The organism is Streptomyces sp. Ncost-T10-10d (assembly GCF_900091955.1).
Classification (GTDB): Bacteria; Actinomycetota; Actinomycetes; order Streptomycetales; family Streptomycetaceae; genus Streptomyces.
Genome location: NZ_FMDF01000101.1, coordinates 95960 through 118042, shown reverse-complemented (window position 1 = coordinate 118042; position 22083 = coordinate 95960). Strand labels below are relative to the sequence as shown.

The following is a 22083-nucleotide window of genomic DNA, read 5'->3' as shown; positions in this document are numbered from 1 at the left end:
TTGCATCGTCCGATGTATCGGACACCGGTCTTGGGACTTCGGGCCGGGGCTCAGGCCGGCAGGCCCCAGCGTGGCGCGGGCTCGTTCGCCGTGACCGGGCGGACGGTCAGGTCCGGGCGGTCACCCTTCGCCGTGATCAGCGCCGAGTCGCCCTTGCGCAGGAGGATGCGTACCGCACCGTCGGCCAACTCCTCGTGGTTCAGCGGGCGTCCGTGCCGGTCGCGGATCTCGATGGCCCCCTCGATGCCATGGCGTACGACGCAGGGCGCGCCCGCCTCGCTGGTCAACCGCACCCAGCGGGTCCGTCCCTCTTCGCGTACCGCACTGAGCAGGAACGCCCCCTGCGTACGGAAGTCATGGACGGTCATCTCCCGCCAGGCGGCGGGCAGCGCAGGGAAGACCCTGATCGTGCCGCCCCACGACTGGCACACCATGTCGTGCAGCGACTGGGCTGCCGAGAGCGGGGTCTCGATGACCGGGCCCGACTCCTTGTACATGGTGTTCGCCTGGATGAAGCGGCTCATCAGCTGACCGAGGTACTTCAGCGCGTCCTCGCCCTTGCCGAGGAGGGCCGACATCGAGGCGGCACCCGTGAAGGTGTAGCCCTGCAGGGCTCCCTCGAAGCCGACCCAGTGGGCGAGGGACTTCTCGATCAGGGCGCGCTCGTCGGCCGTCGCCCCCGTCAGCTCGTACAGCGGGTAGACCGCGAGCATGTGCGAGTAGTGGCGGTGCGACTTCGCGAACGGCACCCCGGCGCCGATCATGAAGCCGTTGGCGTCGACCGGGTACGGCGCGAGCCTGGCCAGAACCTCCTGCCAGCGGGCGGTCAGCGGGTCGTGGACGCCGAGCTGCTCCGCCGAGTCCAGCAGGGTGCGGCAGCCCCAGCGCAGCAGCATCAGGTCGTAGTTGCAGTCCGGCGCGTTGACGCCGTACTCGGGGGAGAACGTCGCGGGGAGATGCAGCCTGCCGTCCGCACCGGGCGTCAGGAAGTGCAGGTAGTAGTTGACGGCCTTGCGCAGCAGCGGGAAGAGCGTGTCGCGCAGGATCGACTCGTCCATGGTGTGGCGGTAGGAGAGCCACACGTTGTGCAGCGCCCAGGTCAGATTGCCGACCTCGGGAGTGGGCGGGTCCTGGCCGGGGATGCCGACGCCGTAGCCGCCGTCGGTCACGGAAGCGCCGTTGACCAACTGGGGGTCGGTGGTACGCGGTATGCCGGCCGAGTCCGCCCGGTAGGGCGCCGCGACCTCGCGGGAGAGCTGGTCCCGGAACTCGCTCAGGGCGCGGGTGACGGCGTCCAGCTCCAGATGGTTGGAGCCGTGGATCAGCCAGTACTCCAGCTGGACGTTGAGGTTCCACCAGGTGTTCGGCCACGGGGTGGGCTCCAGCCAGGGGCCCGAGGTGGCCATCACGGGCGCGTCCTTGCGGGCCGCAGACGCCGTCTTGTACAGCTGGATCCAGTAGAAGCGCTGCAGTCGGGCGTCCGGAAGCGAGAGGAAGCTCTTCCGGTAGAACCGGTCCCACCAGGAACGGTGCGGGGCGGCGAGCCGTGCGTACGGGAGCGCGGAAGCGGTCTTGACGGTGCGCAGCGCGCGGTCACGGGCGGTCGTCTTCGGGTGGGAGTGCGTGACGGTGACGTACAGGGTGCGGCTCGTGCCCCTGCTGCGTTCCCGCCAGGCGGTGACGTGCTGACCGCCCGCGAGCAGCGGCTGGACGGCGGCGGTGATCTCGCCGTGCTGTTCGGTCACCGCGGGCGCGTTGCCGGTGTAGCCGTCCGGGAGGGGCTTGAAATCGGCACGCGGGCTGATCGCGTCGGCCGGGTGGAAGACCCAGCGGAAGTCCTGCTCGCCCGCGCTCGGGGTGACCTCCACGGCGAGCAGATCGCTGGAGGAGTGGACGAAGGCGCGAAGCTTCAGGGTGCCCGCGGTGGTGGTGATCGTGCCTTCGAGTTCGGCGGTGCGCAGCCGCATCCACCACTCGATGCCGGTGATGGTGCCGGCCGGTTCCAGGGTGAAGTGGCCGATCGGGAGGCGGGCGAGGCCGAAGAGGGAGCCGAACTCGGGGCGGTGGTCCTGGACCTCGGAGTGCTGGACGTTGAAGCGTACGGCCGTGGTGGTGGCGCCGGGCTCGGCGTAGATGCCGGAGCCGAGGCGGCCGTTGCCCAGGTACGGGCCCTCGTACCAGGTCTTCGGCAGCTTCTGCCAGAGCAGGTCGGCGTCGTCCAGGACCGTGCGCCAGCTGTCGTCGGGGGAGTGCACGGTGACAGGGGCCGGGGCGGCGGGTGCAGGTGCGGTCGGGGCGGCTGCCTGGGCGGGGACGGACGCACCGCCCACCATGAGTGCTCCGCCGATCGCGGTGCCGGTGGCGAGAACACTTCTTCGGGACGGGGACGGGGATTCGTTCCGGGACGGGCGGGAGGGGTCCGGTGCTGTGGGCAAGGCGTCTCCTGGCGACTCGTACGCAGGCACATCGATTCATCCGAGCTATTCCTTCAGGGAAGGTAGGCACGGGGCATCCTTGCGTCAATAGAGCGGGAGAGATCCGATGTGTTTCCCTCTATCTGGACAACATCCATCCAGATGGTCAGAGGGAGGGGCGGAGGTCAGGCCCAGATCACCGCGCTCAGCCAGGCCCCCGTCACCAGCAGACATGCGTAGAGCTCGACGAGCACGGAACAGCCCGTCGCCCGCATCACCGAGCGGACCGATGCCCACCCCGCCCCGTGGCTGCCGAGCCGCAGCCGCTCCGCCCCGTAGATCGCCCCCACATAGCCGACGATCCCGCCCACCACCGGCACTACGAAGAAGCCCACGATCGCACCGGCCCCGCCCAGCATCAGAGTTTTGCGCGGTGCACCGGACTCACGGGGGCGGCGCGGCGGCAGCAACAGCTTCAGCGCCTGATTCAGCAGAAGCAGTGCGGTGGCACCTATGAGTACCCCCCAGGCGGCCGGAGTCATGTCGGTCAACGCCCACCACAGCACGGCGGCCCAGACGATCGCCTGCCCCGGCACCCCCGCCACCAGCACGCCGACCAGGCCGAGAAGCATCACCAGGCCGACGGCGACGAGCTGCCACACTCCCATCTGACCAGCCTGCCGGAGTCCGGCCGGTCGCGCCCGTCAGCGCGGCTCGGCGCGGGGACCGCCGGTGGAGCTCGGAGCCGTGACGAAGCGGCAGGGAAACCGGGCCGGGATATTCGGTGGGGGCCGCGTTCAGGTCCGTGGCGTCCGGGACACCCAGCCCCGCTCGTACGCGTGCCAGCCCAGCTGCAGCCGGGTCGACACCCCGGTCAGCTCCATCAGACCCTTCACCCGCCGCTGTACGGTCCGCAGCCCCAGCTCCAGCTGCTTCGCCACGCTCGCATCCGTCAGCCCGGCCAGCAGCAGCGAAAGAATCTCCAGGTCCGCCGTATCGGGTCCGGTGGACTCCTCCTCCATCCGGCCGTTCTCGCCGAGCCTGAGCGGCATGGCATCGCGCCACACCGCCTCGAAGAGCCCCATCAGCGACTCCAGCAGCCCGGAGGCGTGAACCACCAGTGCCGCAGGCTCGGCTCCCCGTCCGGTCAGCGGCACCATCGCCAGCGCCGTGTCGGCGATGACCAGCTTCGTGGGCACCCGGTCGACGACCCGGCACTGCTCGTCACGGCTCAGCGCGGCCGACAGCTCCGTGATCCCGGACGGCAGCGCGAGCACCTCCCGCTCGACCACCACCCGGAACGACACACCGCGCGTGGCGGCCTGCTCCTCGGACTCGTTCTCCATTCCGCTGACCGCGATCGGCTTCCCGGTGACCAGGGCGCACACCTCGCTCGTCGCACCCAACTGCAACTGGTGGAAACGGTGCGCCACCGCACTCGCGCCCGTGACCACCTCGACCAGATCGTGCACGGCCGAATCGGTGGCCTCCGCCCGGTACTCCTCGGCGAGCAGCGCCGCAGCCAGTTCCGCCTGCTCCAGCTCATGGCGCTGCTGGGTCAGCAGCGCACCCAGCGCCACGCCCGGCGGTGCGGCCACCCAGCGGCCCGTACGGGCCGACGACTGGGCGGCCAGCCCATGCTGCTCCAGCCGGCGCAACGCCCGTTCGGTGTCCGACTCGGGAAGTGCCAGCCGGTGCGCGAGATCGGAGACCTCCGCGGCTCCCACCGCCACGAGCGCGCGGTACGCCGACTCCTGTATCTCGTCGAGACCTATGGCTCCCAGCATCCCCGGACCCCTCCCGGACGCATTGATTCCGCACGATGTCACTGTCTTCGGGTACCCGGTCGTGGCGGAAAGCGGCCACGGCGTAAACCCGCCGTGTACATCATCCCTTTATCGCTCGTCGCTCTGCCAATGTGGCGCCACCGCAGTACCAACAACCTCCGGAATAGCGCGGTTTGTTCAGAGATATTCCGGTTTCACTTGGGGAGAGCGATGCGTCCGATATCGCGTACGGCACTGGGGGCGGCCACCGCTGCCGTCCTGGCCGTCACCGCGATCGCACCGTCCGCGGCAGCGCCGCAGGACGACACGACCGCGAAGAGACCACTGACCGGCAGTGCGGCCGCCGACACCAAGGAGGGCAAGCCGGTCACCGTCACCCTGGTCACCGGCGACAAGGTCCTGGTGAGCACGGACAGTTCGGGGGCCGCATCGGTCGTCGCACTGCCGCGCGAGGACGGCACCGTCCCCCTCGTGCAGACCAGGCAGTCCGGCAAGGACCTCTACGTCTATCCCGACACCGCCACCGACGCGCTGGCCGCCGGCACGGTCGACGAGGAACTCTTCAACGTCACCGGGCTCATCCGTCAGGGCTACGACGACGCGAGCACCAAGTCGCTGCCGCTGATCGCGGTCTACGGCAAGGACGTGGCCCGCTCCGCGCCCGCCACCCCGCGCGGCGCCAAGCGTGGACTCGAACTCGACGCGATCGACGGCGTCGCGCTCAAGACGGACAAGGAGAAGGCGGCCGACTTCTGGTCGGACGTCACCAGCACCCGTTCCCGCTCGGCCTCCGGCCTGAAGAAGCTCTGGCTCGACCGCAAGGTTCAGGCCACTCTCGACAAGTCGACCAAGCAGATCGGTGCCGACCTCGCCTGGGCCGCCGGATACGACGGCAAGGGCACCAAGGTCGCCGTGCTCGACACCGGTGTCGACGCCGAACACCCCGACCTCAAGGGCCGGATCGCCGCCTCGGAGAACTTCACCGACTCCGACACCACGGACGACCGGCAGGGCCACGGCACCCACACCATCTCCACCGTGGGCGGCTCCGGCGCGGCCAGCGACGGCAAGAAGAAGGGCGTCGCCCCCGGCGCCGACCTGCTTGCGGGCAAGGTCCTCAACGACAGCGGCTCCGGCGCCGAGTCCTGGATCATCGCCGGTATGCAGTGGGCCGTCGACCAGAAGGCCGACGTCGTCTCCATGAGCCTGGGCAGCCCGACGCCGACCGACTGCACCGACCCGATGAGCGTCGCCGCCGAGGAACTCGCCCAGAGCAAGAACACCCTGTTCGTGATCGCGGCCGGTAACTCGGGACCGACGCTGAACACCGTCTCCTCGCCCGGGTGCGCCCCGAGCGTGCTGACTGTCGGCGCCGTCGACCGCGACGACTCCACGGCCCAGTTCTCCAGCCGCGGACCCGTGATCGGATCGCACACCCTCAAGCCCGAGATCGCCGCTCCCGGCGTCGCCATCTCGGCCGCCGCAGCAGGCGGCCGCGGCGTCTACGCCTACCGGACGATGTCCGGTACGTCGATGGCCACCCCGCATGTCGCGGGCGCCGCAGCCATCGTGAAGCAGCGTCACCCGGAGTGGACCGCTCAGCAGATCAAGGCCGCCCTGGTGTCGTCCGCGAAGAGCGACATCCCCGGCGACGTACGCGAGACCGGCGGTGGCCGCCTCGATGTGAAGGCCGCCATCGACACCACCGTCGTCGGCGCCCCCGCCGTTCAGGGCGGTACGTTCAACTGGCCGCAGGACAAGAGCGACCGCACCGCGGTCGATGTCCCGTACACCAACTCCGGCACCAAGCCGGTGAAGCTGTCGCTCAAGGTCCAGGGCGTCACCGGCAACGACGGCTCGGACGTCCGCTCCTCGGTTGCGAAGCTCGACGCGAGCACCGTCACCGTCCCGGCCGGAGCCACCGTCAAGGTCCCGCTGCACATCGACCCGACCGCGAAGCTGAAGGCATCCCAGTACGGCGATGTCACCGGACGTGTGCTCGCCACCGGGCCCGACGGCGTCAAGGTCTCCACCCCGTTCTCGCTGTACGTCGGCGCCGAGACGGTCACCCTGCGCGTCAAGCTCATCGACCGCACCGGCAAGCCTGCCGCGGGTTCCTCCTCGCTGGACGTCATCGGCACCGACACCGCCAGCGGTGAGCGGCGCTTCAACGACGGGGCGGCCGACCAGGTGTACCAGGTGCGCCCCGGCGCGTACTTCGTCTCCAGCTTCGTCATGTCGCCGGACCTGAAGGATGCCACCGGCCGGATGGTCGAGTCCGTCGGCTACCTCGCCAGGCCGCAGCTGAACGTCACCAAGGACACCACCCTGGTCCTGGACGCCCGCAAGGCCCACCGGATCCAGGTGAAGACGGAGGACCGCGCGTCCGAGAGCCGCTCCACGACGCTCTCCTTCGGCCGCAGCTGGGACAACGTCTGGCTGCACTCCGGTTCCATCACCGGCACCGGCACCGGCATGAACTACCTGGCCGACGTGCAGGGCAAGGCGAGCGACGGCGACTTCGAGTTCGCCAGCCTCTGGCGCGCATACGCCCCGCAGATCGAGAAGCTGTCGGTCGTCGGCGGCGCCGCACTGCACCCGACGGTGGCGAGCGCCGGCTCCGTCAACCTCGACGGTACCGGGGAGGCCGCACTCGTCGACGCGGGCACCGGCACCTCCGACGAGCTGAAGGCCGCCGGTGTCTCGGGCAAGATAGCCCTGGTCGAGGTCGCCGATGACGGGGCGATGGCAACTCAGGCGCGGAACGCCAAGGCCGCGGGCGCAAAGGCGGTCATCGCGTACCGGCCGTCCGCGGGCCCCTGGAAGCCGTCCGTCGGCTACGGTTCGGCGCCGCTGCCCTCTCTCGGTATCGAGTCGAGCGAGGCCGACGCCCTGAAGGCAGCCCTGGCCGACGGCCCCGTGAAGCTGAGCTGGAAGGCCACCGCTGCCAGCCCGTTCGTCTACAACCTCGCGTTCCCCGAGACCGGCCCCGTCACCTCGGACCGTACGTACAAGGTCCGTGACAGCAAGCTCGGCAAGTCGACCGCCACGTACGAGGCGATGGGCGTCGCGGCCGACTACATCGACATGATGATCATCAACCGCCCGTACGGCGGGAGTTACTCCGGTGGCTTCGACACCGTCGCCGTCCCCGGCAAGCGCACCGAGTACTACTCGGCGGGCGACACCGGCTGGGAGCGGTACGTCTCCTCCAGCTTCCCCTGGGGCGAGTACATGGTCGACCAGCCCCGTACGTACACGGCAGGCTCCGAGCGCACGGAGAACTGGTACCGGGGCATCCCGGCCCCGGCCGCTCCGCGTGACGCCGCGGGCAAGGTCCAGCTCGCCGCCGAGCGTCAGGACAACCTGATCGGCGTCGCCCCGGGCTTCTGGAGCGACACCGAGCACGCCGGTCTCCAGGGCTCCTTCGGAGACGTCGGCAACATGCGGCTGACCAGCGGTGGTGAAGTGCTCGGTGAGTCCGGCTGGCCGTCCGGGGTGTTCACCGTCCCGGCCGAGGACGCCGCGTACGAACTCACCATGACCACCGCCAAGTTCGGCCAGCCCGCCGCCGTGTGGAAGCGGTCCACCAGCACCGAGACCACCTGGAAGTTCCGCTCGAAGCGGGACGAGAACGTGTACTCGCAGGGGATCCCGCTGCTCTTCCCGGGCTACGACCTGGAGACCGACGGACTCAAGACCCTCCCGGCGAAGGACGGTCAGACGATCGGCCTGAGCGTCACCGGCCACGCGGGCTACACGCCCGGCAAGCTGGTCGCCGCCAAGGTCTCCTACTCGTACGACGGTGGCGAGACCTGGACCCAGGCCACCACCGCACAGCAGGGGGGCCACTGGACCGCGACCGTGAACCACGCGGGCGCGGCCGGCAAGCCGGTCACCCTGAAGACCGAACTGACGGACGCCAACGGCAACTCCGTCATCCAGACCGTGAACGACGCGTACGCCGTGCGTTGATCACGTCCTGACCGGTCCGCCGGGCGTCCTTCCCGTGGGGGGTGGGGCCGCCCGGCGGACCTTTTCCATGGCCACGTTTTCCGGATGACCCGTTTTCGTAAGGCCCGCGCGGTGGACAATAAGGGCATGAGCCAGCAGGGGGAGAGGCCCGCCGCCCACGAGGACGACTGGTGGCGCAGGCTGTACGACGAGACCGCCAGGGACACCGGGGCGAGCAACGCGGCCGACAGCCTCGACGACCGCTTCGACTCGGCGTCGGACGCGGTGAGTCCGGGCGGGCCCAGGGGTTTCGACGGAGCGGGGGAGGGAGCTGGGCTTCTGCTTCCGCCTTCGGCGGTGGTGCCGGGCACGTCGGCTGGGCCGCCACCGCCACCGCCACCGCCACTGCCCTCGCCACCGCCGCCTCTGCCATCCGCGCCGCCGCCTCCGCGTGCGCCAGTCGTGCCGTCCGCGCCGTCCGCGCCGTCTGCACCGTCCGCGCCCGTCGTGCCTGAACCGGTGCGGGTGCGTGCTCCGTGGGAGCCGCCGGTTGCGCCCGTACGCGGCCCGGGTGCGTTCCCAGCCGGCCCTTCGCAGCCGCGCACCTTCGCCGCACCGCCGGTCCCGGCGGGTCCTCCGGCCGCGGCTGACCAGCCGTCGGGGCCGGACGTGCCGTGGGGGCCCGAGTTCGCGCCCGAGCCGTCCATCGCCGATGCGGCGTCGGCGCCGGCGACGCCGCCTCTGCCCGGGCAGCCGGGTGGCGAGGGACCCGCCGCCCCGCAAGCCCCCGTCACCGCGGTCACCGCGGTCACCGCACAGGCACCTGCACCCGAGCCGGAACGCATACCCGCGGTACCCGCACCCACACCCGCCCCACTTCGCCCCGCGATCGGCCATGTGGGTGACCGGCCGCCCACCTACGACGCCGAGCCCACCGCGCTGCCCGCCACCGTCCCCCAAGAGCTGGACGGTCTCGTATCCGACACCGTGCTCGACGGCGCCGGATACGGCACGTACACCCTGCGCGCCGCCTCCGTGCGCGGGGACTCCGCACGGTTCCGGGGCGAGCCCCGCCGCGATGCGCTGCTCACCGTGCGCTTCGGCACCGACAGGAGCGCGCTCGTCCTGGTCGCCGTCGCCACCGGGGCCCGCGCCACCGAGCGGGCGCATCTGGCGGCGGCCGACGCCTGCCGCTGGATCGGCGGTGCCGTCGGCCGCAGCCATGTCCGGCTCTCCGAGGACATAAGGGCCGGCCGCCGTGGCGACCTCACCTCCGGCCTGAACCGCCTCACCGACCGCAGCTACGGCAAGCTGCGCGCCCGCGCCGCTGAATTGGGACTCGAACCGCAGCAGTACACGGCGGGCCTGCGTTGCCTCCTGCTGTCGGCGGACCCGGACTGCCGTACCAGGGTCTTCTTCGGCGTCGGCGCCGGTGGGCTCTTCCGGCTGCGCCACGGCGTCTGGCAGGACCTCGAACCGAAGGCGCCGGAAGCCCGTGACGTCAGCGGCGAAGCCGCGGTCGGAATCGGCTCCGCCTCTTCCGGGAGCGGCCCCGACGGAGACCACCTCACCATGGACCTGGACATCGTCACGCCCCCGTCCCGTACTGCCGAAGGCCCGCTCGGCCCGCCCACCGAGCCGTTCCGGTTCCGGGCGTCGGTGGCCCGGCCGGGGGATACCCTGCTGCTGTGCAGCAGCGGCCTCGCCGAACCCCTCCGCGGTGAGCCCGCGCTCGCCCAGGAGCTCGCCGAACGCTGGACCCCCGACCAGGCACCCGGGCTCGCCGCCTTCCTCGCGGACACCCAGCTCAGGGTGAAGGGGTACTCCGACGACCGTACGAGTGTCGGCGTCTGGGAGGCGTAACCGCGCGTGCCATGGGTTGATGGATGCGGAGTCCGGAAGCCGAAGCGCGGAAAGGGTACGCACCCATGGCCAAGCAGAATGTGTCGGAGCAGTTCGTCGACATCCTCGCCCGGGCGGGCGTCAAGCGTATGTACGGCGTCGTCGGCGACAGTCTCAACCCGGTCGTCGACGCCATCCGCCGCAACTCGGCCATCGAGTGGATTCAGGTCAGGCACGAGGAGACCGCCGCGTTCGCCGCCGGAGCCGAGGCCCAGATCACCGGCTCGCTGGCGGCCTGTGCGGGCTCCTGCGGCCCCGGCAATCTGCACCTCATCAACGGCCTCTACGACGCCCACCGCTCCATGGCACCCGTTCTCGCCCTCGCCTCGCACATTCCTTCGAGCGAGATCGGTCTCGGCTACTTCCAGGAGACCCATCCGGAGCTGCTCTTCCAGGAGTGCAGTCACTACAACGAGATGATCTCGAACCCGCAGCAGATGCCGCGGCTGCTCCAGACGGCCATTCAGCACGCGATCGGCCGAGGCGGCGTCAGCGTCGTCTCGATGCCGGGTGACATCGCATCGCAGCCCGCCCCGGAGAAGTCGGTCGAGCACGCCCTGGTCACTTCGCGGCCGACGGTACGGCCCGGTGACGAGGAGATCGAGAAGCTCGGCCGGATGGTCGACGAGGCGAAGCGGGTGACATTGTTCTGCGGCAGCGGCACGGCGGGTGCCCATGCCGAGGTGATGGAGTTCGCCGAGCGGGTGAAGGCCCCGGTCGGGCACGCGCTGCGCGGCAAGGAATGGATCCAGTACGACAACCCGTACGACGTCGGCATGAGCGGACTGCTCGGCTACGGCGCCGCCTACGAGGCGACCAACGAGTGCGATCTCCTCATCCTGCTCGGCACCGACTTCCCGTACAACGCCTTCCTTCCCAGCGATGTGAAGATCGTCCAGGTCGATGTGCGACCTGAGCACCTCGGCCGCCGCTCCAAGCTGGATCTGGCGGTCTGGGGCGATGTCCGCGAGACGCTGCGCTGTCTGACCCCGCGGGTCAGGACCAAGACCGACCGCAAGTTCCTCGACCGCATGCTGAAGAAACACGCCGACGCGCTGGAGGGCGTGATCAAGGCGTACACCCGCAAGGTCGAGAAGCACATCCCGATCCACCCGGAGTACGTCGCCTCGGTGCTGGACGATCTGGCGGACGACGACGCCGTGTTCACCGTCGACACCGGTATGTGCAATGTCTGGGCCGCCCGCTATCTCTCGCCCAACGGCAGACGCCGTGTCATCGGTTCGTTCAGCCACGGATCGATGGCCAACGCGCTCCCGCAGGCCATCGGTGCCCAGTTCGTCGACCGGAACCGGCAGGTGGTGTCGATGTCCGGCGACGGCGGATTCACCATGCTGATGGGCGACTTCCTCACCCTGGTGCAGTACGACCTGCCGGTGAAGGTCGTACTGTTCAACAACTCCTCGCTCGGCATGGTCGAGTTGGAGATGCTGGTCGCAGGCCTGCCGTCGTTCGGTACGACCAACAAGAATCCGGACTTCGCGGCGATCGCCCGGGCAGCCGGGGTATACGGCGTACGGGTGGAGAAGCCCAAGCAACTCGAAAGCGCCCTCAAGGACGCCTTCAAGCACAAGGGCCCGGCGCTCGTCGATGTCGTCACCGACCCCAACGCGCTCTCCATCCCACCGAAGATCAGCGCGGAGATGGTGACCGGTTTCGCGCTCTCCGCCAGCAAGATCGTGCTGGACGGTGGAGTCGGCCGGATGGTCCAGATGGCCCGCTCCAACCTGCGGAACGTGCCCCGCCCCTGAACGAACCCGAGCAGCGGGCGGGACGGGCCGGGACTTCACGCCGTGGCCGGCCGGGACCTCATGCAGGGGTCAGGCGAACCGTCAGGATCTGGAACGGCCGCAGCGACAGTACGAGACCGTGCTCATCGGTGTCCGCCTCGTGCAGCGACCGTTCCAGCAGGTCGGTGATCCGGGCCTGTACGACGGGGAATCCCACCCGCAGTGTCGTGTCGGCGCGCCCGCCCGCCGACTCGTACAGCCGCACGATCACATCGCCGCCGCGGTCCTCGGCGAGCTTGACCGACTCCACGGTGACCGCCGGATGCCCGGTACTGATCAGCGACGGCAGGACCGGCGCAACGGCCGCCCGCAACGGCAGATTGAGCGCCAGCCCCTCCCGTACCGCATCCGTGACCTCACCGCCCGGTGCCAGCGCGTACGTGAACCGATGCCTGCCGAGGTCGGTCTCCGGGTCCGGGCTGTGCGGGGCGCGCAGCAGCGTCAGTCGTACGGTCGTCCCGAGGCCTGTACCGTGCGGGGTCCGGGTCACCTCGTGCCCGTACGCCGAGTCATTGAGCAATGTGACGCCGTACCCCGGCTCGGCGACCCGCAGCCAGCGATGGGCGCAGATCTCGAAACGGGCCGCGTCCCAACTGGTGTTGTCGTGTGTCGGGCGGTGAATGTGCCCGAACTGGATCTCGGCCGTGGACCGTTCGGCGTGCACATCGAGCGGGAACGACACCTTGAGGACCTTCTCCGACTCCCGCCAGTCCACCTCTGTGTCGATGTCGATCCGCCGACTGCCCGCGGTCAGCCGGATCTCCTGCACGATGCGCGACGCCCCGAACGACCGCATGACCCGGACGGCGGCCCGCAACGGCCCCTCCTCGACCGGTTCGACGGAGTCGGCGTCGGTGAGATCGGTGCCGGTGCGGCGGTAATGGCGGTCGATGTCCCAGGCGTCCCAGTGATTGGGGTGATCCGGATGCAACTGGAGGAGGTTGGCCCGGTGACCGGGGGCGAGTACGTCCCGCCCCGCCTCGAGATCGCGGACGGCGGCGATCAACCCGTCGCCGTCGACCACGATCCGCAGCAGCCCGTTGTCGCATGCGAAACCCTCGTCCGCCGAGCCGGTCACCGTGACGGCGTGCTCCGGAACCGCCGAACCGTCCAGCAGACCCGCGCCCAGCCCGGGTGTCTCGGCCAGCACCGCGGTACGCCCCTCGCCCAGCGGTTGCACATGCGCGCCCGAGGGCAGCACCGCGCTCGCCTCGGCATCCAGCTCGACCACCTGACTTCGCCGGTAGGGCGACGAGTTGAGCGCCACGAGACCCTCGGCCCCGCCCAGTGCCGCCACCGCGTCCGCCACCAGTTCGGCCAGTTCCTCCCGCACCCGTGCGTATGTCTCCTGGGCCTCCCGGTGCACCCAGGCGATCGACGAGCCCGGCAGGATGTCATGGAACTGATGCAACAGCACCGTCTTCCACAGCCGGTCCAGTGCCTCGTACGGATAGCGGTGGCCGGGAGTCCGCAGCGCCGCCGTGGTGGCCCACAACTCGGCCTCACGGAGCAGGTGTTCGCTCCGTCGGTTGCCCTGCTTGGTCTTGGCCTGGGTGGTGTAGGTCGCCCGGTGCAGCTCCAGATACAGCTCACCGGACCAGACCGGTGCCTGCGGCCCGTACTCCTCCTCGGCCGCCGCGAAGAACGCCGACGGCCTCTCGATCTCGACCCTGGGCGAGCCCTCCAGATTCCTGAGCCTGCGTGCCCTCTCCAGCATCTCGCGGGTCGGACCGCCCCCGCCGTCGCCCCAGCCGAACGGGACGAGGGAGCGGGTCGCCAGTCCCTTCTCCGCGAAGTTCCGTTCCGCATGGGCCAGTTCGCGGCCATGAAGCTGTGCGTTGTAGGTGTCCACAGGAGGGAAGTGAGTGAACACCCTGGTCCCGTCGATGCCCTCCCACCAGAAGGTGTGATGTGGCATTTTGTTGCTCTGGTTCCAGGACAGTTTCTGCGTCAGGAACCATTTCACCCCGGCCAGTCGCGCCAGCTGCGGGAAGGCGGCCGTGTAACCGAAGGAGTCCGGCAGCCAGATCTCCTCGGTCTCCACCCCCAGCTCCTGCTCGAAGAACCGCTTGCCGTGCACGATCTGCCGGGCAAGCGCCTCACCGCCCGGCAGATTTGCATCCGACTCCACCCACATCGACCCCACGGGCGTCCACTGCCCGTCCGCCACGGCCCGCTTGATGCGCTCCCAGATGTGCGGCTGATGCTCCTTCACCCATGCGTACTGCTGGGCCTGCGACGCGGCGAAAACCAGCTCCGGATAGTCCTGGGCCAGCGCGGTGACATTGGCGAAGGTGCGAGAGGCCTTGCGTACCGTCTCGCGCAGCGGCCACAGCCACGCCGAGTCGATGTGCGCATGCCCGGCGGCCGAGATCCGGTGTGCGCTCGCCGACGCCGGCCGGGACAGCACCTCGGTGAGCCGGCTCCGGCCGGCTCGCGCCGTGCCCGCCACATCGTGCAGATCCAGGGCATCGAGCATGCGCTCCAGCGCCCGCAGGATCTCGTGTCGCCGCGACCGGTCGACGGGCAGCTCCCGCATCAGCTCGGAGAGCACCTCGATGTCAAGGACGAGATGCCAGACCTCCTCGTCCAGTACGGCGAGGTCCGCGGATGCGAACCGGTAAAGGGGCCGGTCACCCGCCGTAAGTACGTCGCCGAGCGGCGTCGGCGCGAAGCCGTGCTCCAGAACCGCCGGGTTGGCCGCCGCCTCCAGGAGCAACGAGACCGGTTCACCGCCGGTGGCCGGGGACGCCACCGTCAGATGCCGGTTCCGCGGATGGATGCCCTTGAGCGGAACGCCCGCGGTGTCGTACAGCATCCCCTCGGCCTGGAATCCGGGCCCCTGGCCGGAGAAGCCGGGGTCGACGACCACCTCGACGCGCCGCCCCGCCCAGTCCTCGGGCACCGTTCCCTCCAGCCGGAACCAGCTGGTGGACCACGGCTTCCCCCACTCCGTACCTGCACTGAACGGCTCGTAGGTTTTCTCCAGTACCTCGGCCACCGGTACGGGTTCGCCGGGAATGTGCCGGACGGAGAGGGCGAGCGGGGTCCGGGCCGGGTACCGGGCCGGGCGGATGAACTGGTGCAGGGCCCTTTCGAGGCGGTCCTCCACCAATGTGCGGTCGTCGTGCATCACGGCTCCTCGGGTCGGCGCCTGGGGGGTTCATGGCTCCACTTCCCCGGCGGCGGAACCGGCACCCCTGCGGGCGGAGCGACGGGGTGATGGTTGATCAACTGGCCCTGCACTTACCCTTGGCGGCTCCAAAACAATGTGACATATTACTGTCGTGCTCATGAGACAGCCCCTGGATGTCGTCATCGTCGGGGCCGGAGTGGTCGGTGCTGCCTGCGCCTACTACACCTCCCGGTCCGGACTGTCCGTAGCCGTCGTCGACCGGGGGCCGGTCGCCGGAGGCACCACCGGAGCCGGGGAGGGCAACCTCCTGGTCTCCGACAAAATGCCAGGCCCCGAACTGGAACTGGCCTTGCTCTCCGCCTCCTTGTGGCGCCAACTTTCGGAAGAACTTTCTTCGGACATCGAGTACGAGATCAAGGGCGGCCTGGTCGTGGCGGCGTCCGAGGAATCCCTGACCACCCTGTCCATGACGGCCGCCGCGCAGCGAGGAGCCGGAGTCGAGGCGTACCACGTCACATCCGACCGGCTCCGCGATGCCGAGCCCCACCTCGCTCCGCACCTCGCCGGAGGCTGCCACTACCCGCAGGACGCTCAGGTCCAACCAGCCTTGGCCGCCGCCGAGTTGTTGCGGGAAGCCGGCCGCGCGGGGGCGCGCCTCCACCCGGGGGAGGAAGTCCTCGGGATACTCCGGGACCGGGACGGCGCGGTATGCGGGGTGAGCACCGCACGGAGCGAACTGCGCGCCCCGGTGGTCATCAACGCGGCGGGCACCTGGAGCGGTGACCTGGCCGCAATGGCCGGGGTGGATCTGCCGGTCCGGCCGCGCAGGGGGTTCGTGCTCGTCACCGAGCCGTTGCCGCGGCTGATCCGGCACAAGGTATACGCGGCGGAGTACGTGTCCGATGTGTCGAGCGGGTCCGCGGCGCTGCAGACCTCGCCCGTGGTGGAGGGAACCCCGTCGGGGCCGGTGCTGATCGGGGCCAGCCGTGAACGGGTCGGCTTCGACCGGACGTTGTCGGTTCCGGCGATCGCCCGACTGGCCGCCCAGGCCACCGCTCTCTTCCCCGTATTGGCGGATGTGCGGGTGATGCGCGCCTACCACGGGTTCCGCCCCTACCTGCCCGATCACCTGCCGGCGATCGGCCCGGACCCCCGGGTGCCAGGCCTCTTCCACGCCTGCGGCCATGAAGGAGCCGGGATCGGACTGGCCCCCGCGACCGGACTGCTGATCGCCGACGTGATCGCCGGGCGGCAGCCGGTACTCGATCTCGGGCCGTTCGCCCCGGACCGGTTCGACACCACGTGCCATGTCACATGACTGCGAAGGGGGCTCGTGTGCCCCAGGAGAGGACCCTGTGAGACGTACCCGTGCACGTACCCCGGTCGAGCTCGTCGCGGCGGAGCCCGAACCGGAATTCCAGCTGACCTTCGACGGGCGCCCGATTCATGGACTGCCGGGGCAGAGCATCGCCGCCGCCCTCTGGTCGGCGGGCATCCTGACCTGGCGCACCACTCGGGTCCACGGCCGGCCGCGGGGAGCCTTCTGCGGCATCGGTGCCTGCTACGACTGCCTGGCCACGGTCAACGGCCGGCCGAACCAGCGCGCATGCCTGCTTCCCGCCCGCCCCGGCGACGTCATCACCACACAGGAGGGCGACGGGCATGCCGCGCTCGACAGATGAACGCCGCCCACGGGACGCGGACTGTGCCGGACTCGCCGTGGTGGGCGCGGGACCGGCCGGCCTGGCTGCCGCCGTCACCGCGGCCGATCACGGGCTCGACGTGGTTCTGCTGGACTCGGCCGTCACGCCCGGTGGACAGTACTACCGAAGTCCGCCCGGCGGGCTCGGCGCGACCCGGCCCGGCGCCCTCCACCACGGTTGGCCCGTCTTCGTCGAGCTCTCCGCACGACTTGCCGCGCACCGCGACTCCGGGGCGATCCGCCATCTCCACAACCATCAGGTGTGGACGGTCGAACGAGCCGGTGAGGGCGACTGGATCCTGCACGCCGTCACCGGAACCGAAGGGGGTCGACGTTCCGCGGTCCGGGCCCGCCGACTGCTGCTGGCGACGGGTGCCCATGAACGTCAACTTCCCTTCCCCGGCTGGACGCTTCCGGGCGTGGTGAGCGCGGCCGGTGCCCAGGCCATGCTCAAGTCCGGCCTGGTGCTTCCCGGCCGCCGGATCGTGGTCGCGGGGAGCGGCCCGCTTCTGCAGGCCGTCGCCCTCTCGCTGACGCGTGCCGGTGCGCGCGTTCCCGCAGTCGTCGAAGCGTCCGGTTACGGGACGTACGCGCGTGCTCCCCGGGTGCTGGCCGGCAACCCCGGCAAGATGGCGGAAGGGGTCCGGTACGGGGCGGCGCTGACCGGTGCCGGAGTTCGCATGCTGACTCACCGGGCGGTGACCGACGTGCACGGCGAGGACCGGGTGGAGGCGGTGACCGTCAGCCGGGTGGACCGCCGGTGGCGCCCCGTGCCGGGGACCGGCCGCGAGATCGCCTGCGATGCGCTCGCCGTCGGACACGGGCTCGTTCCTCAGCTGGAACTCGCCGTGGCGGCGGGCTGTGGTACGCGCATGTGTGCGGACGGCACACATGCGGTCACCCTCGACGAGCAGCTCAGGACCACCGTGCCGGGGGTCTGGGCGGCGGGAGAGACCGGCGGCATCGGTGGCGTCGAACTCGCTCTGTGCGAGGGAGAGCTGGCAGCGCTGTCGGTCATTCGCGCGATGCGGGGTGGGGTGCCGCGGACAGCGGCGCGCAGAGCAGTCGCTCTGCGTCGATCCCGGCGCCGTCTGCGGGCCTTTTCCGCCTTGATGGGTGCCGTGCACCGGCCGGGGGCGGGGTGGAGCGAATGGCTGACCGACGACACGGAGGTCTGCCGTTGCGAAGAAGTCACCGCGGGCCGGATACGTACCGCGTGCCAGGAGCTCGGAGCCGGTGACGCCAGGACCGTCAAACTGCTCACCCGGGCCGGAATGGGGTGGTGCCAGGGCCGGACCTGCGGATTCGCCGTCCGCGAACTGTCCGACGCGCACGGCGCCGGACGCAGCACCGGCAAAGAGCCGGACGGCCCCGACCGGCGCCCGCTGGCCTGCCCGGTAGGGCTGTCCACGCTCGCCGACCTGGCAGACCCCGGATAGACCCGCAGCCGCTCCCCGACACACCTCGGCACCGCGCGCCGTCAGATGCTGCCCACGCTTCCGTCGAACCATGACCTGTCACACCTCTCAAGGAGCCACGATGCAGACGAACACCCACCCGCGTACCCGCCCCTGGCACGGAGTCATGGTCGCCACCCCGCTCACATTGCGCGACGACTGCACGATCGACTACGACGCCTACGCCACGCACGTCCGACAGCTCATCGCGGCGGGTTGCGACGGTGTGGTGCCCAACGGGTCACTGGGGGAGTACCAGACCCTGACCGACAGCGAACGCGAGCAGGTGGTCCGGGTCGCCGTCGAGGCGGCAGGCGACGGCAGCCGCGTCATGCCGGGCGTCTCCGCCTACGGCAGCGCGGAGTCGCGGCGCTGGGCGGAACAGGCCGCAGAGGCGGGCGCCGGTTCCGTGCTGCTCCTGCCGCCCAACGGATACCGCTGCGAGGACGCGGCGGTGCGGGCCCACTACGCCGCTGTGGCCGAAGTCGGGATTCCGGTCGTCGCGTACAACAACCCGTACGACACCAAGGTGGATCTCACACCGAGCCTGCTCGCCGCTCTCCACCAGGACGGCAGCATCGTGGCGGTCAAGGAGTTCAGCGGCGATGTCCGAAGGGCCTACGAGATCGCCGAACAGGCGCCCGGCCTCGACCTGCTCGTGGGTGCCGACGACGTACTGCTGGAACTGGCACTCGCCGGGGCCGTCGGCTGGATCGCCGGCTGTCCGAACATGCTGCCGTCCTGCTGCGTCGAGCTGTACCGGGCCGCTGTGACAGGCGACATGGCAACTGCCGTGCCGCTGTACCGCGAGCTGCATCCCCTGCTGCGGTGGGACTCGAAGCCGGAGTTCGTCCAGGCCATCAAGGCATCCATGGACGTTGTCGGACGCCACGGCGGCCGTACCCGTCCGCCACGGCTTCCCCTGCCCGCAGACGACGAGGCCGCTGTACGTGCCGCGACGGAGAAGGCACTGGCCGGGGGCCTCGGCTGAGCGCGGTCCGGCCGTTGTACGTCCGGACCGCGCCCGACCCGGCCCGTTCTTCGTGTTGTTCATGACGAACTGACGAACCAGGGGAAGCCTTGCAGACACGTCACATCTTCCATGCGGTCGACTCACACACCGAGGGCATGCCCACCCGCGTCATCACCGGAGGCATCGGCACCATTCCCGGCGCCACGATGGCCGAACGGCGCAGGTACTTCCAGGAGCACCGGGACGCCGTGCGCACGCTGCTCATGTACGAACCGCGCGGCCACGCCGCCATGAGCGGCGCGATCCTCCAGCCGCCCACCCGGCCCGACGCGGACTTCGGCGTCCTCTATATAGAGGTCTCCGGGTTTCTGCCGATGTGCGGGCACGGCACCATCGGAGTCGCGACCGTTCTGGTGGAGACCGGCATGGTCGAGGTCACCGAACCCGTCACCACCGTACGGCTGGACACCCCGGCCGGACTCGTCAGCGTCGACGTCCAGGTGAAGGACGGAGCGGCCACCGCCGTCACCCTGACCAACGTTCCCGCATTCAGCGTCGCACTCGACCGGACGGTGGACGTACCCGGCTACGGACCGGTGCGCCACGACCTCGCCTACGGCGGCAACTTCTATGCGATGGTCCATCTGGCCGACCTCGGGCTGCCCTTCGACCGGGCGCACAAGGACGACATCCTGGCGGCCGGACTCGCCGTGATGGACGCGGTCAACGCCGCCGACCGGCCCGTCCACCCGGAGGACCCGGACATTCACGGCCTCAAGCACGTGCAGTTCATCGCACCCGGTTCCGATGCTCGCCACTCCCGGCATGCGATGGCGATCCACCCGGGCTGGTTCGACCGGTCGCCCTGCGGAACCGGCACATCGGCGCGCATGGCCCAGCTGCACGCCCGTGGTGAACTGGCCCTGGACACCGACTTCGTGAACGAGTCGTTCATCGGAACCTCGTTCACCGGGCGTCTCGTCGGGAAGACCACCGTGGGCGGGCTTCCCGCCGTCGTCCCCACTGTCACCGGACGTGCCTGGATCACCGGTACCGCACAATTCTTCCTGAACCCGTCCGACCCCTTTCCCGAAGGATTCCTGCTGTGAATCTGCCCCTGCTCGGCGCCGACGACATCGAGGCCCTGGGACCGACCGGAGCCGTGGACGCCCTGGAGGCGGCGCTGAGCGGGGGACTCGATCCGGAAACCTCCCCGGCCCGGCACCATGTCACAGTGCCAGGCGGGGAACTTCTGATCATGCCGGCCACCACCCAGCGGGTGACCGGAGTGAAGATCGCCGGAGTCGCCCCCGGCAACCCGGCACGCGACCTGCCCCGGATCACCGGAAGCTATCTGCTGCTCGACGGCCCCACCCTGCTGCCGCTCGCCCTGCTCGACGGGGCCGCGCTCACCACGTTGCGCACACCGGCGGTGTCCGCACTCGCGATCCGCCACCTCACCGGGCCCGTCCTGCGTCATCTGGTGCTCTTCGGAACCGGCCCCCAGGCGTACGGACACCTTGCCGCAGTGCTCGCGGAACGGCACGTCGAACGCGTCACCGTGATCGGCCGTACCCCGCTCCGGGTCGCCGCTCTGGTCGAGCATGCCCGTGAACTCGGCGTGGACGCCCGTGCGGGCACGGCACACGGGGCCGCGGAGGTGGCCACGGCCGATCTGGTGCTCTGCTGCACCACGTCCGCAACTCCGCTGTTCGACGGCGCCCTGGTACCGGACGGGGCGACGGTCGTCGCGGTCGGTTCACACACCCCGGATGCCCGGGAGGTGGACACCACGCTGGTGTCACGCTCCTCCGTGATCGTCGAATCGAGGGCGGCAGCGCTGTCGGAGGCGGGCGATCTGCTGATCCCGATGGCGGAAGGAGCCTTCAGCGCCGAGGACATCGCCGGTAACCTCGCCGACCTGGTGTCCGGCCTACGCCTCGGTGAGCAGCCGGCTGCCTTCGAGCGCCCCCGGTTCTTCAAAAGCGTAGGAATGGGCTGGGAAGACCTCGCGGTCGCCGCGGCGGTGCACCGGAAGGCTGCGCCCTGACCGAGTGGTCCACAGGTGAGCAGCGACGGGCCCGAGCGGAAACGTGACATTGTATTCTGAGGGCCCGTACGGCGTTGGAGGAACAAACATGGCCCGCCTGTCGACGCTCAATGTCATCTCGGCGCAACAGCACTTGCGCGACCAGGTGGCGAACGCACTCAGGGCGGCCCTGATCGCCGGGGACCTCCGTCCGGGCCTGATCTACTCAGCTCCCGCGCTCGCTGCCGAATTCGGGGTGTCCGCCACGCCGGTCCGCGAGGCGATGCTCGATCTGGCGCGTGAAGGCCTGGTCGAAGCAGTACGCAACAAGGGTTTCCGGATCACCGAGTTGACCGACCAGGACCTCGACGACTTCACCGAACTCCGCGCCATGATCGAGGTACCCACCGTCGGCCGCATTGCCCGGATGGGCAAGGTCAGGGAGCTGAAGGCGCTGCGGCCGCTCGCCCTGGCGATCGTCGCTGCTGCCGCCGAGCACGACATCATCGGCTATCTGGAGGCCGACCGCCGCTTCCATCTCGAACTGCTCGGTCTGGCGGGCAACCGCAGGCTGGTGGAGGAAGTCAGCAACCTGCGCAAGCGATCGCGCCTCTTCGGGCTGAACCGGCTTGACGCAACGGGGCAGCTGACCGTATCGGCCGAGGAGCATGTCCAACTGCTCGACCTCGTGATCGCCGGTGACGCCGAGCGCGCGGAGGCCTGCATGCTGGCCCACATGTCACATGTCAGGTCGATATGGGCCGAGGAGGACGGCGACGACGTCGGTGCCGGAGGCACCCGTGGCAGAAGGGCGTCGCTGCCGGTCGCAGAGGCCTGAGCCACCGGTTTCGTTCTGGAGCCCCAAGCGGCACTCCGTCCTCCCCGGCCGCCCCGCCCTCCGCGCACGGGGGCGGCCGGGGG

General features: G+C 70.1%; 14 protein-coding genes. 10 read left to right on the top strand and 4 right to left on the bottom strand.

The features are described 5' to 3' along the window. Positions 1-50: 50 nt before the first annotated feature. The 3 genes from GA0115254_RS16195 to GA0115254_RS16185 all read right to left on the bottom strand — a co-directional run bounded on the left by GA0115254_RS16195 (position 51) and on the right by GA0115254_RS16185 (position 4201). Positions 51-2333 (bottom strand): glycosyl hydrolase family 95 catalytic domain-containing protein, encoded by a 2283-nt coding sequence (locus GA0115254_RS16195; protein ID WP_256102610.1) that lies wholly within the window; start codon positions 2331-2333, stop codon positions 51-53. A gap of 266 nt (positions 2334-2599) precedes the next feature. Continuing rightward, positions 2600-3082 carry a DUF456 domain-containing protein gene (locus tag GA0115254_RS16190; RefSeq protein ID WP_176740148.1) on the bottom strand — a complete coding sequence of 161 codons (483 nt, stop codon included), beginning with the start codon at positions 3080-3082 and terminating at the stop codon, positions 2600-2602. Between the two features lie 129 nt (positions 3083-3211). Continuing rightward, on the bottom strand, positions 3212-4201 hold the full coding sequence (locus tag GA0115254_RS16185) for a helix-turn-helix domain-containing protein (RefSeq protein ID WP_093895986.1): 990 nt from the start codon (positions 4199-4201) through the stop codon (positions 3212-3214). A 210-nt stretch (positions 4202-4411) separates the two neighbouring features. Between GA0115254_RS16185 and GA0115254_RS16180 the strand changes: the two genes are divergently transcribed. The 3 genes from GA0115254_RS16180 to GA0115254_RS16170 all read left to right on the top strand — a co-directional run bounded on the left by GA0115254_RS16180 (position 4412) and on the right by GA0115254_RS16170 (position 11826). Beyond that, positions 4412-8176: a S8 family peptidase gene (locus tag GA0115254_RS16180; protein ID WP_093895985.1), complete on the top strand. Its 3765-nt coding sequence runs from the start codon at positions 4412-4414 to the stop codon at positions 8174-8176. Between the two features lie 126 nt (positions 8177-8302). After that, positions 8303-10018, top strand: coding sequence for a protein phosphatase 2C domain-containing protein (locus tag GA0115254_RS16175; protein WP_093895984.1), 1716 nt, complete (start codon positions 8303-8305; stop codon positions 10016-10018). A gap of 65 nt (positions 10019-10083) precedes the next feature. Then, entirely contained in the window at positions 10084-11826 is a 1743-nt protein-coding gene (locus GA0115254_RS16170; protein ID WP_093895983.1) for a pyruvate dehydrogenase, read from the top strand. A 58-nt stretch (positions 11827-11884) separates the two neighbouring features. Here the strand turns inward: GA0115254_RS16170 and GA0115254_RS16165 are convergent, their stop codons facing one another. Continuing rightward, positions 11885-14998, bottom strand: a complete 3114-nt coding sequence (locus GA0115254_RS16165) for an alpha-mannosidase (protein WP_093895982.1) — start codon at positions 14996-14998, stop codon at positions 11885-11887. Positions 14999-15152: 154 nt separating this feature from the next. Here GA0115254_RS16165 and GA0115254_RS16160 point away from each other — a divergent pair, with 154 nt between their 5' ends. The 7 genes from GA0115254_RS16160 to GA0115254_RS16130 all read left to right on the top strand — a co-directional run bounded on the left by GA0115254_RS16160 (position 15153) and on the right by GA0115254_RS16130 (position 22000). Beyond that, positions 15153-16319 carry an NAD(P)/FAD-dependent oxidoreductase gene (locus tag GA0115254_RS16160; RefSeq protein ID WP_093895981.1) on the top strand — a complete coding sequence of 389 codons (1167 nt, stop codon included), beginning with the start codon at positions 15153-15155 and terminating at the stop codon, positions 16317-16319. Between the two features lie 37 nt (positions 16320-16356). Beyond that, entirely contained in the window at positions 16357-16683 is a 327-nt protein-coding gene (locus GA0115254_RS16155) for a (2Fe-2S)-binding protein (protein ID WP_256102605.1), read from the top strand. Then, positions 16664-18142 (top strand): FAD/NAD(P)-dependent oxidoreductase, encoded by a 1479-nt coding sequence (locus GA0115254_RS16150; protein WP_093895979.1) that lies wholly within the window; start codon positions 16664-16666, stop codon positions 18140-18142. The genes GA0115254_RS16155 and GA0115254_RS16150 overlap by 20 nt, the downstream gene beginning before the upstream one ends. A 100-nt stretch (positions 18143-18242) precedes the next feature. After that, the gene (locus tag GA0115254_RS16145) at positions 18243-19151 is read left to right on the top strand and encodes a dihydrodipicolinate synthase family protein (protein WP_093895978.1); all 909 of its coding nucleotides are present in this window, start codon (positions 18243-18245) and stop codon (positions 19149-19151) included. 89 nt (positions 19152-19240) lie between these two features. Then, on the top strand, positions 19241-20242 hold the full coding sequence (locus GA0115254_RS16140) for a proline racemase family protein (RefSeq protein WP_093895977.1): 1002 nt from the start codon (positions 19241-19243) through the stop codon (positions 20240-20242). Continuing rightward, entirely contained in the window at positions 20239-21183 is a 945-nt protein-coding gene (locus tag GA0115254_RS16135; RefSeq protein WP_256102604.1) for an ornithine cyclodeaminase family protein, read from the top strand. Before GA0115254_RS16140 ends, GA0115254_RS16135 begins: the two co-directional genes overlap by 4 nt. 88 nt (positions 21184-21271) lie before the next feature. After that, complete coding sequence (locus tag GA0115254_RS16130) at positions 21272-22000, top strand: GntR family transcriptional regulator (RefSeq protein WP_093895976.1); 729 nt, start codon at positions 21272-21274, stop codon at positions 21998-22000. The last annotated feature ends 83 nt before the right edge of the window (positions 22001-22083 follow it).